The following is a 14,169-nucleotide window of genomic DNA, read 5'->3' on the forward strand; positions in this document are numbered from 1 at the left end:
GGTGTCTGAGGGTGCGGGCAGTGATGCTTGTGTCTTCGGGTTGCCGGCCCCAGTGAACTCTGCCGTGTGGTGGGGGTGGTGGGTGGTTGGTCGTTGTTTGAGAACTGCACAGTGGACGCGAGCATCTGTGGCCAAGTTTTTAAGGGCGCACGGTGGATGCCTTGGCACCAGGAACCGATGAAGGACGTGGGAGGCCGCGATAGGCCCCGGGGAGCTGTCAACCGAGCTTTGATCCGGGGGTGTCCGAATGGGGAAACCCGGCAGTCGTCATGGGCTGTCACCTACTGCTGAACACATAGGCAGTGTGGAGGGAACGCGGGGAAGTGAAACATCTCAGTACCCGCAGGAAGAGAAAACAACCGTGATTCCGGGAGTAGTGGCGAGCGAAACTGGATGAGGCCAAACCGTATGTGTGTGATACCCGGCAGGGGTTGCGCATGCGGGGTTGTGGGAGTTCTTTTGACCGGTCTGCCGGCCGGTCGGCGAGTCAGAAACCGTTGGTGTAGGCGAAGGACATGCGAAAGGTCCGGCGTAGAGGGTAAGACCCCCGTAGCTGAAACATTAACGGCTCGTTTGAGAATCACCCAAGTAGCACGGGGCCCGAGAAATCCCGTGTGAATCTGGCGGGACCACCCGCTAAGCCTAAATATTCCCTGGTGACCGATAGCGGATAGTACCGTGAGGGAATGGTGAAAAGTACCGCGGGAGCGGAGTGAAATAGTACCTGAAACCGTGTGCCTACAAGCCGTGGGAGCGTCGCTGTGTGTGCTTGCACATGCAGTCGTGACTGCGTGCCTTTTGAAGAATGAGCCTGCGAGTTTGCGGTGTGTTGCGAGGTTAACCCGTGTGGGGAAGCCGTAGCGAAAGCGAGTCCGAATAGGGCGTCATAGTAGCGCGCTCAAGACCCGAAGCGGAGTGATCTAGCCATGGGCAGGTTGAAGCGGCTGTAAGAGGTCGTGGAGGACCGAACCCACCAGGGTTGAAAACCTGGGGGATGACCTGTGGTTAGGGGTGAAAGGCCAATCAAACTCCGTGATAGCTGGTTCTCCCCGAAATGCATTTAGGTGCAGCGTCGTGTGTTTCTTGCCGGAGGTAGAGCACTGGATAGGCGATGGGCCCTACCGGGTTACTGACCTTAGCCAAACTCCGAATGCCGGTAAGTGAGAGCGCGGCAGTGAGACTGTGGGGGATAAGCTCCATGGTCGAGAGGGAAACAGCCCAGAGCATCGACTAAGGCCCCTAAGCGTACGCTAAGTGGGAAAGGATGTGGAGTCGCAGAGACAACCAGGAGGTTGGCTTAGAAGCAGCCATCCTTGAAAGAGTGCGTAATAGCTCACTGGTCAAGTGATTCCGCGCCGACAATGTAGCGGGGCTCAAGCGTACCGCCGAAGTCGTGTCATTCCAGCATGTGGGCCAACGCCCGCTGGGATGGGTAGGGGAGCGTCGTGTGCCGGGTGAAGCCGCGCCGGAAGGCAGTGGTGGACGGTTCACGAGTGAGAATGCAGGCATGAGTAGCGATACACACGTGGGAAACGTGTGCGCCGATTGACTAAGGGTTCCTGGGTCAAGCTGATCTGCCCAGGGTAAGTCGGGACCTAAGGCGAGGCCGACAGGCGTAGTCGATGGACAACCGGTTGATATTCCGGTACCCGCTTTGAAACGCCCAGTGTTGAATCCTCTGATGCTAAGACCGTGAAGCCGTTCCGGACCCTTCGGGGAATGGAAAGTGGTGGAGCCGTTGACCCGAGGTGGTAGTAGGCAAGCGATGGGGTGACGCAGGAAGGTAGTCCAGCCCGGGCGGTGGTTGTCCCGGGGTAAGGGTGTAGGACGCACGGTAGGCAAATCCGTCGTGCATATAAGTCTGAGACCTGATGCCGAGCCGATTGTGGTGAAGTGGATGATCCTATGCTGTCGAGAAAAGCCTCTAGCGAGTTTCATGGCGGCCCGTACCCTAAACCGACTCAGGTGGTCAGGTAGAGAATACCGAGGCGTTCGGGTGAACTATGGTTAAGGAACTCGGCAAAATGCCCCCGTAACTTCGGGAGAAGGGGGCCATTTCTGGTGATGGGTCTTGCACCTTGAGCTGGGGGTGGCCGCAGAGACCAGCGAGAAGCGACTGTTTACTAAAAACACAGGTCCGTGCGAAGCCGTAAGGCGATGTATACGGACTGACGCCTGCCCGGTGCTGGAACGTTAAGGGGACCGGTTAGTCACATTTCGGTGTGGCGAGGCTGAGAACTTAAGCGCCAGTAAACGGCGGTGGTAACTATAACCATCCTAAGGTAGCGAAATTCCTTGTCGGGTAAGTTCCGACCTGCACGAATGGCGTAACGACTTCTCGACTGTCTCAACCATAGGCCCGGTGAAATTGCACTACGAGTAAAGATGCTCGTTTCGCGCAGCAGGACGGAAAGACCCCGGGACCTTTACTACAGTTTGATATTGGTGTTCGGTTCGGCTTGTGTAGGATAGGTGGGAGACTGTGAAGTGGCCACGCCAGTGGTTGTGGAGTCGTCGTTGAAATACCACTCTGGTCGTGCTGGATGTCTAACCTGGGTCCGTGATCCGGATCAGGGACAGTGTCTGATGGGTAGTTTAACTGGGGCGGTTGCCTCCTAAAGGGTAACGGAGGCGCCCAAAGGTTCCCTCAGCCTGGTTGGTAATCAGGTGTTGAGTGTAAGTGCACAAGGGAGCTTGACTGTGAGACCGACGGGTCGAGCAGGGACGAAAGTCGGGACTAGTGATCCGGCGGTGGCTTGTGGAAGCGCCGTCGCTCAACGGATAAAAGGTACCCCGGGGATAACAGGCTGATCTTCCCCAAGAGTCCATATCGACGGGATGGTTTGGCACCTCGATGTCGGCTCGTCGCATCCTGGGGCTGGAGTCGGTCCCAAGGGTTGGGCTGTTCGCCCATTAAAGCGGTACGCGAGCTGGGTTTAGAACGTCGTGAGACAGTTCGGTCCCTATCCGCTGCGCGCGTAGGAGTCTTGAGAAGGGCTGTCCCTAGTACGAGAGGACCGGGACGGACGAACCTCTGGTGTGCCAGTTGTTCTGCCAAGGGCATGGCTGGTTGGCTACGTTCGGGAGGGATAACCGCTGAAAGCATCTAAGCGGGAAGCCTGCTTCGAGATGAGGGCTCCCACCCACTTGATGGGGTAAGGCTCCCAGTAGACGACTGGGTTGATAGGCCGGATATGGAAGCACTGTGAGGTGTGGAGTTGACCGGTACTAATAGGCCGAGGGCTTGTCCTCAGTTGCTCGCGTCCACTGTGTTAGTTCTGAGACAACGAACAGGCTGTGCTGTCATCCACCTGTTCAAAGTGTTTCATTGTGTTTCGGTGGTCATTGCGTGAGGGAAACGCCCGGTTACATTCCGAACCCGGAAGCTAAGCCTTTCAGCGCCGATGGTACTGCAGGGGGGACCCTGTGGGAGAGTAGGACGCCGCCGAACAATTCTTTGTCGGGAGTGCCCCGTACCTTTTGGTGCGGGGCACTTCTGCGTTCAAGACCCTTTTTGCGACGGGCGGTCTTGCGGAAACTGGTTTTGGGCCGGTTCGGTGGTGGTGCTGGTCGAGCGGCGGGGTGCGACCGATGTGCTGGGCGGCCGGAGCGATCACGACCAGGCGCATATCGTCGGTGTGTACCTGCGGCCGGAGTTCCGGGGTGCCGGGCTGCTCAAGGAGCTCTTCGACGCGGCCGTCGCGTGGGCGTGGTCGCTGGAGGAGCCGCGTGCCGAGCGGGTGCGGCTGTTCGTGGACGAGCGGAACGGGCGGGCGCGGGCGGCGTACCGCAAGCTCGGATTCGAGCCGACCGGGGAGACACTGCCGGTGCGGAACGATCCCGCCGCGCGGGAGTTCGAGCTCGCGGTGCCACGACCGGGCGTCCGAAGCGGGTGAACGGGGTGGCTCAGGCGGGCAGTTCCTGGTGGGGCCAGCGGTCCGGCCAGCGGTCCCTGCCCTGTTCGCGTGAGCGCAGGAGGACCAGCGCCGGCATCCCCTGTTCGTCCCCGTCGGCCAGCAGTTCGGGCAGCGCGGGCAGTGGTGCCACCGCCGCCACGTCGTCCAGCACCAGGGTCATTGGTGGGTCGAGCCGACCGGCGGATGACCGTACGGCCATGCGGCGGCCGTGCTCGACCACGCTTGAGGCGAGAGCGGTGAGCAGCGGCATCGCTCCCGGGCGAGTGCGCGGATCTTCGATCGGCTCACCCACCACATAGAGCGTGCCCCCCTCGGCAGCGAAAGAATCCAGCGCGAGCGAGTCGGCGCGATTGGGTGTGCACGCTTCGCGGATGTGGACGGACGACAGGGACGTCAGCGCGCGGGTCGTCAACTGCTGGGCGATCTCCCGGCGTTCGGGGTGCGCGGTGAGTGACGACTCCAGCAGGCCCGCGAGCCCGGATGCGGCTTTGGGGTGGGTGCGCAGGAGCCGTACGGCGTCGTGGGCGTTGCCTCCCTGCGCCCAGCGGTGCACCTGCTTGAACGGCCGCCCGTCGACCGCGGCGGCGTGCAGCCAGCAGCGCAGCAGGGTCTGCGCCGTGTCGGCCATGGCGGCGTCGAGCCGGGCCGGCGGGCGTACGGGGCCGAGCAGCGCGGCGGCACGCGCGGCGGCGGTGTCGGCGTCCTCGCAGCCGGTGGTGGGGGACCAGTGGAGGCGGGCCGGGGTGTCGCAGAGGTGACCGGGGTCGTAGACGAGGACGGGGCCCAGTTTGGCGCGGGCGTCCTTGGTCTCGGACCAGACGGTGGGGTCGGAGGTGATGACGAGCGCGGGGCCCTCGGCGTCCTGGATGGCCTGCACGGCGGCGGGGCGGCGGGTGTGGGGGGCGCCGTAGCGGACGTGGGCGTACGGGGCGGTACGGGGGGCGGGGACCGGTACGGGGGCGGGTACGGGCGGGGCCGCGAGGGTGGCCGGCGGTGGGGCGGAGGGTTGGCCCTGCTCGACAGGGACGGGGACCGGTGCCGGTTCCGGGGCCTGCTGTGCCGGGGGCTCCGGCGCGTACGCCTTCTCGGCCCGCGACTCCCGCTCCTCCCGCGCCCGTTCGCGTTCCCGGAGCCGTACCGTACGCAGCGCGCGCCAGCGGGCCACCACGCCCAGCACGAACACCGCCAGCACCGTCGCCACCATCAGCTCACCGATGAACAGGCCCCAGAACAGCCCGTATCCGGAGAGTTCGCCCGGCGGTGTGTCCGGCCACGCGGCCGGGAGGTCGTGCGGGGCCGAGACCAACTGCCGTACCGCCGACGGCGTGCGCATGAAGGTCACCGTGTCCGGCCACGAGCCGTGCGCGAAGAGCGCGGCGAGGCCCGTCGCCGTCCACACGAACAGCGTGATCCCGAGCAGGAAGCCGAGCACGCCCAGGATCAGCCCGTCCGGGATCCCGCGCTCCGGAGCCGCGCCATTCGAACCATTGCCCGCCGCCATGCCCGTCACGCCACCGTGGACTCGGAGGACGCGTTCAACCGCTGCTGTTCCATGAGGATCGCGCGCTGTTCCGCCTCCCACTCGGCCGCCCGTACGTCGTCGGGCAGTCCGCCGCCCAGGGCGTCGGCGGCGTCCGAGGCGTTGGAGGCCTGGCTGTTCTCCGTCATCGCGCGGTCGGTGAAGACCAGTGGTCGTTCGGCCTCGGTGACCAGGTGTTTGACGACCTGGACGTTGCCGTTGACGTCCCACACCGCGATACCGGGCGTGAGGCTCGGGATGATCTCGACCGCCCAGCGCGGCAGTCCGAGGACCTGACCGGTGGACCTCGCCTCGTCCGCCTTCTGCGCGTAGATCGTCCGGGTCGACGCCATCTTGAGGATGGCGGCGGCTTCCTTGGCCGCGGCGCCGTCCACCACGTCGGAGAGATGGTGGACGACCGCCACGAACGAAAGACCCAGCCGGCGGCCGAACTTGAGGAGCCGTTGGAAGAGCTGTGCGACGAACGGGGAGTTGATGATGTGCCAGGCCTCCTCGACCAGGAAGATGCGCTTCTTCCGGTCGGGGCGGATCCAGGTGTGCTCCAGCCAGACGCCGACGATCGCCATCAGGATCGGCATCGCGATCGAGTTGCGGTCGATGTGCGAGAGGTCGAAGACGATGAGCGGCGAGTCCAGGTCGATGCCGACGGTCGTCGGCCCGTCGAACATGCCGCGCAGGTCGCCGTCGACGAGCCGGTCGAGGACGAGGGCGACGTCCAGGCCCCAGGCCCGTACATCGTCTATGTCGACGTTCATCGCCTCGGCCGACTCCGGCTCCGGGTGGCGCAGTTGCTCCACGATGTCCATCAGGACGGGCTGGCGCTCGACGATGGTGGTGTGGACGTAGGCGTGGGCGACCTTGAGCGCGAAGCCGGAGCGCTCGTCCAGACCGTGGCCCATGGCGACTTCGATGATGGTGCGGAGCAGGGCGAGCTGGCCGGTCGTGGTGATCGCGGGGTCGAGCGGGTTGAGCTTGATGCCGCCGTCGAGGGCCGCCATCGGGTCGAGCCGGATGGGGGTTATGCCGAGCTCCTGCGCGATGAGGTTCCACTCGCCGGCGCCGTCCTCGCCCTGGGCGTCGAGGACGACGACCTGGCGGTCGCGGAAGCGCAGCTGCCGCAGGACGTACGTCTTCTCAAGCGCCGACTTGCCGTTGCCGGACTCGCCGAGGACGAGCCAGTGCGGGGCGGGGAGTTGCTGCCCGTACAGCTGGAAGGGGTCGTAGATGTAGCCCTTGCCGCTGTAGACCTCGCGGCCGATGATGACGCCCGAGTCGCCGAGGCCGGGTGCGGCGGTCGGCAGATAGACGGCCTGTGCCTGGCCGGTGGACGTACGGACCGGGAGCCGGGTGGTCTCCACCTTCCCGAAGAGGAAGCTGGTGAAGGCGTCCGTGAAGGCGGACATGGGATCTCGCATCACAGGCCCCTATCAGCGGCGGTCGGCTTCTGAACAGTGGTCGGCATTCGCACGGCGGTCGTCGAGTGGCGGGCGGTGCTCATCGGCGGATGCCGGTGGCGAACGGCAGGGTGTTCACGAACGCCCGGTGGTGCTCGCGGTCGCACCACTCCAGCTTCAGATACGACTTGCCGGCGGACGCCCGGATCGTCCGCTTGTCCCTGGCCAGGGCCTCGGGCGAGCGGGACGACACCGTGATGTACCCGACAATGTTGACCCCCGCCGCGCCACTGGCGAGATCTTCACCCCGTTGGTCGAGCCGGCCGTGCGCCGCGATGTCGCGCGGGTCGACGGTGCGGTTCATCTTGGCGGCGCGGCTCGCGTCGGCCTCGTCGTTCGTCTTCTCCGTGAGCATCCGCTCGATGGCGACCTCGGTCGGCTCCAGGTCCATGCAGACCGCGACCGTACGGATCACGTCCGGTGTGTGGACGAGCAGCGGGGCGAGGAAGTTGACGCCGACCGGGGTCATCGGCCACTCCTTCACCCAGGCCGTGGAGTGGCACCAGGGCGCGCGGGTGGAGGACTCGCGGGTCTTGGCCTGGAGGTACGTGGGCTCCATGGCGTCCAGCTCGGCGGGCCAGGCGTTGCGCTTCGTCATGGCCTGGATGTGGTCTATGGGGTGGTCCGGGTCGTACATCGAGTGCACGAGCGAGGCCAGCCGGGCCTGCCCGAGCGGCTGGCGGACGCGGATGTCGGCCTCGGCGAGGCGGGCGCAGATGTCGGTGAGCTCGCGGGCCATGACGACGGCGAGGCCGGCGTCCTTGTCAAGCTTGCGGCCCCGGCCGCCCTTGCCGCCGCCCGCGGCCTGGCGGGTGGCGCGGGCCATGGCCTGGCCCTCGGAGGCCAGTTCGCGGGTGTAGTGCATGCAGGCGACGAGATAGGCGCGATGCTGTTCGCTGGAGGTCGAGACCATGGACTGGAGCTGCTCGTACGACTCCTGGAGCCAGCCCGGGGACGCGGAGTCGCCGCGCTGGGCGACGTCCTTGGCGTGCGCGTCGGGGTCGGCGGGGAGCGTACGGGCGAGCATCTGGAGGCGGGTGACGAAGCCGTCCCCGTTGGCGACGTGCTTGAGTAGCGTGCCGAACCGGTCGACGAGCGCTTCCTGGTCCTCGCTGTCGCGCAGGCCGACGCCGGGGCCCTCGATCTCGATGGCGGCGGTGACGGTGCGGCGGTCGGCGTGCAGCAGGACGGCGATCTCGTCGGGCCCGAAGGGCGCGGCCAGCCAGTTGATCCGCCCGATACCGGGCGGGGGGCCGATCTCGACTTCGCGGCCGTCGGCCATGGTGCCGGACTCCATGGCGGAGGAGCGGTAGGTGGTGCCGTTGCGGAGGGTCCGTTTGAAACTGCGGTTGATCTCGAACCACTTGTAGACCGTGCGGTGCTTGTACGGGACGTACACCGCGGCCAGCGCGAGCAGCGGGAACCCGAGCAGTGTCACGATCCGCAGGGACAGGATGGGCACGACGAGGCCGCTCATCATGCCGAGGAACGCGCCGGCGATGATCAGCGCGATCTCGCCCGTCTCACGGTTCTTGCCGACGATCGCGTTCGGCCGCGCGCGGCCGATGAGATACGTACGGCGGGGCGCGACCGCATGGGACTGAGTCGTCAACGCCCTCCACCTCCTGTGCTGTTGTTACCGGTACCGCGGGTTCCGTGGTTGCTGCGGCTGCTGTGGGGAGTGCCGCTGGTGGGGCTGCTGGAGCGGGGGGCGGGGGCGGGCGAGGGGACGCTGCCTCCGCCTCCGCCTCCCGAGGCTCCTGAGGAGGGGCGGCTGCTGTGGGCGGCGACGCCGCCGGAGACGGGGTTGGAGGGGCGGGCACCGCTGTTGCCTTCGCTGTTGCCGCCTCCGCCGCTGCGGCCGCTGTGGGTCTTGATGCCCTGGGAGACGACACCGGCGGGCGAACTGATCACGGCGGCGGCACGGCCGCCGGAGGTGGACAGCTTGGCGTTGCTGCGGGCGCTCTCGATCTCGTCGCCGAAGCCGGGGACGAAGCGGTAGATCATGGCCGAGGCGAAGATGGCGAGGATGATGATGGCGAGCCCGGAGACGACGGCCGAGAAGGAGTCGGGCCCGTCGTCGGAGGTGAGCGCGCCGGCGAGGCCGAGGACGATGACGATGACGGGTTTCACCATGATGATGGCGATCATGAGCCCGGCCCAGCGCCGTACATGGCCCCACATGTTCTTGTCGACGAGCCCCGAGTAGACGACGACGCCGAGGAGGGCGCCGACGTAGAGCAGGATCGCCCGGATGAACAGCTCCAGATAGAGGATGCCGGCGGCGAGGATCGTGACGAGGGAGACGACGATCAGCATGATCGGCCCGCCGCCGATGTCGGTGTCCTTCTTCAGCGCTTCGGAGAACGTCCCGAAGAACACGTCGGTCTGCCCGCTGGTCCCGCTGGCGACGACATCGGTGACGCCGTCGGTGGCGGAGACGAGGGTGTAGAGGATGAGCGGCGTGAAGGCGGAGGCGAGGACGGTGAGCCAGAGGAACCCGATGGCCTCGGAGATGGCGGTGGTCAGCGGGACGCCGCGGATGGCGCGCTTGGCGACGGCGAGAAGCCAGAGGATGAGGGTGAGGATGGTAGCGGCGGCGAAGACGACGGCGTACTGGGAGAGGAAGGCGGTGTTGGTGAAGTCGACCGTGGCGGTCTCCTTCACGGCTTTGGAGAGGGTGTCGACGGTCCACGAGGCGGCCTCGGCGCAGCCGCGGGCGAGGGCGGTGAGGGGGTCGACGATGTCGGTGGGGTCGTTGAGGGGTGAGGAGTTGCGGGAGGAGCCGCTCGCTTCGCCGTCCTCGCAGTACTCCTTGGCTGGGCCGATCAAGAGGTCGCAGGGGTTGTCGCTGGGGGACGGCGAGGGAGTGGGCGCCGCTGTCGCTCGCGCGGCGAACAGAAACAGCCCGGTCTGCACGGTTGCCAACGCGGCGACGACCGAGCGAATACGGACGCGGTAGCTACCTGGCATAGGTGAAGCCTCCGTACTCATCAACAGCCTTGCTGATCTCGTCGGCGGTGGAAGCGGCGATGTCACCCGGAACCGGGGCGGGACCGTCCTTCTGGGAGTCGGCGGTCACCCTCCAGTCGTCGGCCGTCCACTGCAGGTCGAAGGTCCAGGTCTTCCACGTCGTGCTGACCGGGTCGGTGGAGTCCGGGCCGGACATACCGATGAGACCCGTGTACCAGACGGACACCTTCGCGGTGTCGCCTGCGAAACTCTCCACCTTGGTGCCCACCGGGACCGTTCGGGAGACGAAGGAGCTGTCGGCGGGAGCATTTCCCTTGGCGTCGAGACCGAGTTTGGCCAGGAACTCCGGAGAGTAGGCCTCGTCCTGCGGCCCCTTCAGTTTCGCGGCAGCGGCAGGCGTGTAGATGGTGTCGACGATCCTGTGCCTGCTGTCGCTGTTGAACATGCCGTCAGAGCCGAGGGCTACCGCGTAGTTGGAGGCCGCGCTCTCCGCCCCCTGCTCATCCTTCGCGAACCCCGAAGGAATCCCCCCGTTCTTCCCCGTCACCGGCTTCACCCCCGACGCCGCCGTCGGGTCCGTGCCCGACGCGTTGTCGGCGCCTCCCGTGCCCGACGCGTCCGTGTCGTCGCCGCCCCCGCGGTTCGCGAACGCGATAGCCGCGATCAGCAGCACCACCACGCCCACCATCGCGATCAGTGAGCGTGAACTCCGTTGGGGGCGGCGGGGGCCCCCGTATCCGTCGCCGGCCCCGCCGTCCGGCAGGCGCGTGCGCGTCTGGCCCATGCCGCCGAAGCCGTCGTCCGCCGTCCGGCCGGGGTCGTTCCCGTGGCCGTGCTGGCCGTGCTCGTCGCCGAAGCTCATGCCGCGTCCGTCCCCTCGACCGGTTCGACCGTGTGCGGTGCCGCTTGCGGTACCGCGTGGCACGACGGGCACGACGGTAGCCGCACTGGTTTCCGCGCGGACGCGGTGTGGTGACTCGACATCAGGGAGACGCAACCTCGGCGGATGGGCGCGACGGACGGATGGTGAGGGGACGGATGGTGTCGATTCGGATGATGTTGAGGGTGGGCCGGGCGGACCCGGCGTGGATCGGACCGAAGTGACGCTAAACAGCCATCCCGTACACAATCGTGAAGACCGTCCCGAGGGACCCGATGATGAAGACGCCGGTCAGTCCGGCGACGATCAGGCCCTTGCCCTGCTCCGCGCTGAAGGTGTCCCGCAGCGCGGTCGCGCCGATACGCTGCTTGGCCGCACCCCAGATCGCGATGGCGAGACAGAGCAGGATGGCGATGGCCATCACCACCTCGACAATGATGCGCGCTTCCGTGCCCAGGTTCCCGAAGGGCCCCCAGCTCGGAGCGATACCACCGATGATGGTGTTGATGTCGCCCTTCTCGGCGTCCACGTCCATGCAACTCACCGCCCCTGTTGGGTTGTTAAGTGACCGCGCCCCGGCGGCACGGATCGCCTTCTATCTTCGCTGATGGAACCGGCCTCGTATGCCGACTTGGCGGGTCTCTTTACCCGATCCCCGCACGTTTGACCGATCCGACCGCCCTGACCTGCGTCGTGAACCGGAGTATGCGAGTACGCGTACGGTCACTCTGTGTATCACGGAGAGTGACTCCGGGCAATGATTGGCGTTGTGCACTCTTGCGCCCGCCGCGGTTTTGCGTCCGTGCGCCATCCGTGCGCCAGTCGCGGGCGGAGGCAGGCCCACCGTACGGGTGAACCTGCCCGGGACGCCGCGACGTTGCCGGGCGCGGCCGATGCCAACGGGGAGCGGGGCTTCGGTCCTTCCGTGGCGGCTCCGTCCGTTCTTCCGCCTCCTTTAGGTGCGGCGTCTGTCCGGTCCCGGGTTGGGACAGTGCCACCCGACATCCCGGACAACAGAGGACAGGGGCGGGTGGCATGACTGGCCATACGGGCGGATTGCGGGCGCTGGCCGACGAGGCGGGCAGGGGGCCGGAGGTCTCGGGCGCGGCGCCGGGGCAGCGGCTGTCGCACAGCGACGGGCCGTGGACGCGGGCGGCGGGCGGGGCGGAGGTGATGCGTACGCAGCTGGCCTGTCTGAAGGCGGAGTTCGAAACGGCGCACGAGGGCGTGGCGGGCGGCGGGGAAGGGCTGAGCGTCGTCGGGGTGCTGGCGACCGTACGTACGTCATGGGAACGGCGCATCGAGGCAACGCGCGACGAGTGCGGAAGCCTGGCGGGGCCGTTGCGGGCGGTGGCCAGGACGCAGGGTGAGCACGACACCGCGATCGGGTCGGGAATCGCCGCGGTTGACGCGGGAGTCGATGCGGGAGTCGACGCGGGGGTCGTGCGGTGAGCGGTGGCGGGCTCACATGGGAGCGGTTACGGGATGTGAGATGCGCCGAGCTGGAGGGCGCGGCGGACGGCTGGGGCAAGGCGAGCAACCGCGCGGACGCGGCACGCGACCGGATCGACAAGCAGCTGCTCGCGGGGCTGACCGCGGCTCAGGAGGGCGAGGCGGCGCGGGCCGCGGTGGGGCGGTTGCGGGCGCTGGGGCGGAACTTGTCGTACATCTACACGGAGTGCGGGCTGGTCCGTACGACGCTGAACAGCCTCGCCCAAGATCTGCGGGGCCCGCAGCGGCAGCTTCAGTACGCGCTGGAGGAGGCGGGCGGCCTGGGGCTCACTGTGCAGGTGGACGGGTCGGTGAGTTATCCGGAGGCGGGGGAGGATCCGTTCACGAAGGAGAGGCTGCGGGGCGGTACGGCGTCGGGCCACGCGTATCTCCGGTCGGCACCGCCGGCCGGGTTCACGAGCCCGAACCCGCTCGCGGCGAAGGCGCAGGCCATCGCGGACCGGATCGCCCGTGCGCTGAGCGGGGCGGCGGAGATCGACGCGCGGTACGCGGAGACGCTGCGGAAGCTGACCGCGCGGGACGGCCTGAAGGTCACGGCCGCGATGTGGGCGGACGCGAGCGGGGACGCGGCGGCGGTGCGCGCGCTGACGGCGGATTACCTCAGGGCGGCGATCCCCCACGAGGCGACGGCGGCGGAACGCCTGGCCTGGTGGCGGGGCCTGACGGCGGAACAGCGGGAGGAGTACCTGGCGGTCCACCCGGACCTGATCGGCAACCTGGACGGCATCCCGGCCACGGTCCGCGACGCGGCGAACCGCGACAACTTGGCGCTGCTGATGGGGAAGCTGGAGGGGGCGGAGGACGACAGGTCGCGGACGATGCTGGCGGGCCTGAGATCCATCGACGGGCAGTTGCGGGCGGGCGGTCATCCGCCGATGTTTCTGCTGGGTATCGGGGACGAGGGGAATGGGCGGGCGATCGTGTCGTACGGGAATCCGGATACGGCGAGGAATGTGTCGGCGTATGTGCCGGGACTGGGGACGGGGTTGGACGAGAGTTTCGCGGAGGACGATTTGAAGCGGGCGAGGGATACGTGGATGGGTGCGCAGGAGTACGACGCGTCCACGGCGTCGATCGTGTGGCTCGGATATGACGCGCCGCAGCTTTCGCTGGACGACATCCCGGGGAATTCGGACGTGATGTTCACGGACCGGGCGGAGGCGGGAGCGTCGGCGTACGGCGGCTTCATGGCGGGGATCGCGGCGACGAACGAGAACGAGAACCCGCATGTGACGGCGGTGGGCCACTCGTACGGTTCCCTGACGGTGGGCCAGGCCGCGCAGAGGGACGGCGGTATTCCGGGCGTGGACGACATTGTGCTGGTGGGCAGCCCGGGAACGGGCGCGGATTCCGCGGACGAACTGGGAGTGGGCAGAGGCCATGTCTACGTCGGCGCGGCGGAGAACGACCCGGTGACGCGAGCGCCGGCGAAGGCGGAGGCGCAGGGCATGGGGATGGGCGCGCTGGGGGGAGCGTCGGCGGGGGCGGTGCTGGGAGGGCCGGTGGGTGCGGCGGTCGGCGGGGCGGGGGGTGCGACGGCGGCGTATTTCGCGCAGGACGCGCAGACGAGGGAGAGCGAGATCTGGTTCGGCACGGATCCGGCGCACGAGGATTTCGGAGCGAGGAGATTCAGGGTGGATGACGGGCCGCATTTGGTTGTGGGTGGGGTGCAGGCGCATTCCAACTATTTCGACCCGGATCGTGACGAGGTGTCGGCTCGTAACGTGGCGAAAATCGTCGCTGGCAGAGGGCACTCCATCAGCAGTCAGGACCCGCGATGAGAATTCCACGATTCTCCTGCGTCCTGCTGCTGATCGCGGTGGCTGGTTGCGGTATTACGTCGGGCGCCAACGCCCCGGAGGGGAAGCGGTCAGATATGAACATGCAGCAGGC

General features: G+C 67.0%; 9 protein-coding genes and 2 rRNA genes. 5 read left to right on the forward strand and 6 right to left on the reverse strand.

All coding sequences use genetic code 11. The annotated features are described in order from the left end of the window. Positions 1 to 129 precede the first annotated feature (129 nt). The 3 genes from OIE74_RS20530 (at position 130) to OIE74_RS20540 (ending at position 3,896) form a co-directional block, all read left to right on the forward strand. Positions 130 to 3,252, forward strand: a 23S ribosomal RNA gene (locus OIE74_RS20530). Between the two features lie 82 nt (positions 3,253 to 3,334). Then, positions 3,335 to 3,451 (forward strand): 5S ribosomal RNA (gene rrf, locus OIE74_RS20535). A gap of 109 nt (positions 3,452 to 3,560) precedes the next feature. Continuing rightward, positions 3,561 to 3,896, forward strand: a complete 336-nt coding sequence (locus OIE74_RS20540) for a GNAT family N-acetyltransferase (RefSeq protein WP_329385713.1) — start codon at positions 3,561 to 3,563, stop codon at positions 3,894 to 3,896. Between the two features lie 10 nt (positions 3,897 to 3,906). Here the strand turns inward: OIE74_RS20540 and OIE74_RS20545 are convergent, their stop codons facing one another. The 6 genes from OIE74_RS20545 to OIE74_RS20570 all read right to left on the reverse strand — a co-directional run bounded on the left by OIE74_RS20545 (position 3,907) and on the right by OIE74_RS20570 (position 11,299). Next, positions 3,907 to 5,418: a type VI secretion protein gene (locus tag OIE74_RS20545; RefSeq protein WP_329385716.1), complete on the reverse strand. Its 1,512-nt coding sequence runs from the start codon at positions 5,416 to 5,418 to the stop codon at positions 3,907 to 3,909. A gap of 5 nt (positions 5,419 to 5,423) precedes the next feature. Continuing rightward, on the reverse strand, positions 5,424 to 6,872 hold the full coding sequence (locus tag OIE74_RS20550) for an ATP-binding protein (protein WP_329385718.1): 1,449 nt from the start codon (positions 6,870 to 6,872) through the stop codon (positions 5,424 to 5,426). A gap of 79 nt (positions 6,873 to 6,951) precedes the next feature. Then, positions 6,952 to 8,523: an SCO6880 family protein gene (locus OIE74_RS20555; RefSeq protein WP_329385720.1), complete on the reverse strand. Its 1,572-nt coding sequence runs from the start codon at positions 8,521 to 8,523 to the stop codon at positions 6,952 to 6,954. Then, positions 8,520 to 9,884, reverse strand: a complete 1,365-nt coding sequence (locus OIE74_RS20560) for a hypothetical protein (protein WP_329385722.1) — start codon at positions 9,882 to 9,884, stop codon at positions 8,520 to 8,522. The genes OIE74_RS20555 and OIE74_RS20560 overlap by 4 nt, the downstream gene beginning before the upstream one ends. Continuing rightward, entirely contained in the window at positions 9,874 to 10,746 is an 873-nt protein-coding gene (locus OIE74_RS20565; protein WP_329385724.1) for a hypothetical protein, read from the reverse strand. The genes OIE74_RS20560 and OIE74_RS20565 overlap by 11 nt, the downstream gene beginning before the upstream one ends. A gap of 244 nt (positions 10,747 to 10,990) precedes the next feature. Beyond that, entirely contained in the window at positions 10,991 to 11,299 is a 309-nt protein-coding gene (locus OIE74_RS20570) for a hypothetical protein (protein WP_329385727.1), read from the reverse strand. A 500-nt stretch (positions 11,300 to 11,799) separates the two neighbouring features. On the opposite strand from OIE74_RS20570, the gene OIE74_RS20575 reads away from it, so the two are divergent. Both OIE74_RS20575 and OIE74_RS20580 read left to right on the forward strand, forming a co-directional pair. Further along, entirely contained in the window at positions 11,800 to 12,216 is a 417-nt protein-coding gene (locus OIE74_RS20575; RefSeq protein ID WP_329385730.1) for a hypothetical protein, read from the forward strand. A 35-nt stretch (positions 12,217 to 12,251) separates the two neighbouring features. Then, positions 12,252 to 14,057: an alpha/beta hydrolase gene (locus OIE74_RS20580; RefSeq protein ID WP_329385733.1), complete on the forward strand. Its 1,806-nt coding sequence runs from the start codon at positions 12,252 to 12,254 to the stop codon at positions 14,055 to 14,057. Positions 14,058 to 14,169: the final 112 nt, after the last annotated feature.

The organism is Streptomyces sp. NBC_01716 (assembly GCF_036248275.1).
In the GTDB taxonomy this organism is placed as follows: Bacteria; Actinomycetota; Actinomycetes; order Streptomycetales; family Streptomycetaceae; genus Streptomyces.

Coding starts and splice junctions, on each gene's coding strand:
- OIE74_RS20570 (WP_329385727.1), bottom strand. CDS start 11,299: ATGGACGTGGACGCCGAGAAGGGCGACATCAACACCATCATCGGTGGT.
- OIE74_RS20550 (WP_329385718.1), bottom strand. CDS start 6,872: ATGCGAGATCCCATGTCCGCCTTCACGGACGCCTTCACCAGCTTCCTC.
- OIE74_RS20575 (WP_329385730.1), top strand. CDS start 11,800: ATGACTGGCCATACGGGCGGATTGCGGGCGCTGGCCGACGAGGCGGGC.
- OIE74_RS20560 (WP_329385722.1), bottom strand. CDS start 9,884: ATGCCAGGTAGCTACCGCGTCCGTATTCGCTCGGTCGTCGCCGCGTTG.
- OIE74_RS20545 (WP_329385716.1), bottom strand. CDS start 5,418: ATGGCGGCGGGCAATGGTTCGAATGGCGCGGCTCCGGAGCGCGGGATC.
- OIE74_RS20565 (WP_329385724.1), bottom strand. CDS start 10,746: ATGAGCTTCGGCGACGAGCACGGCCAGCACGGCCACGGGAACGACCCC.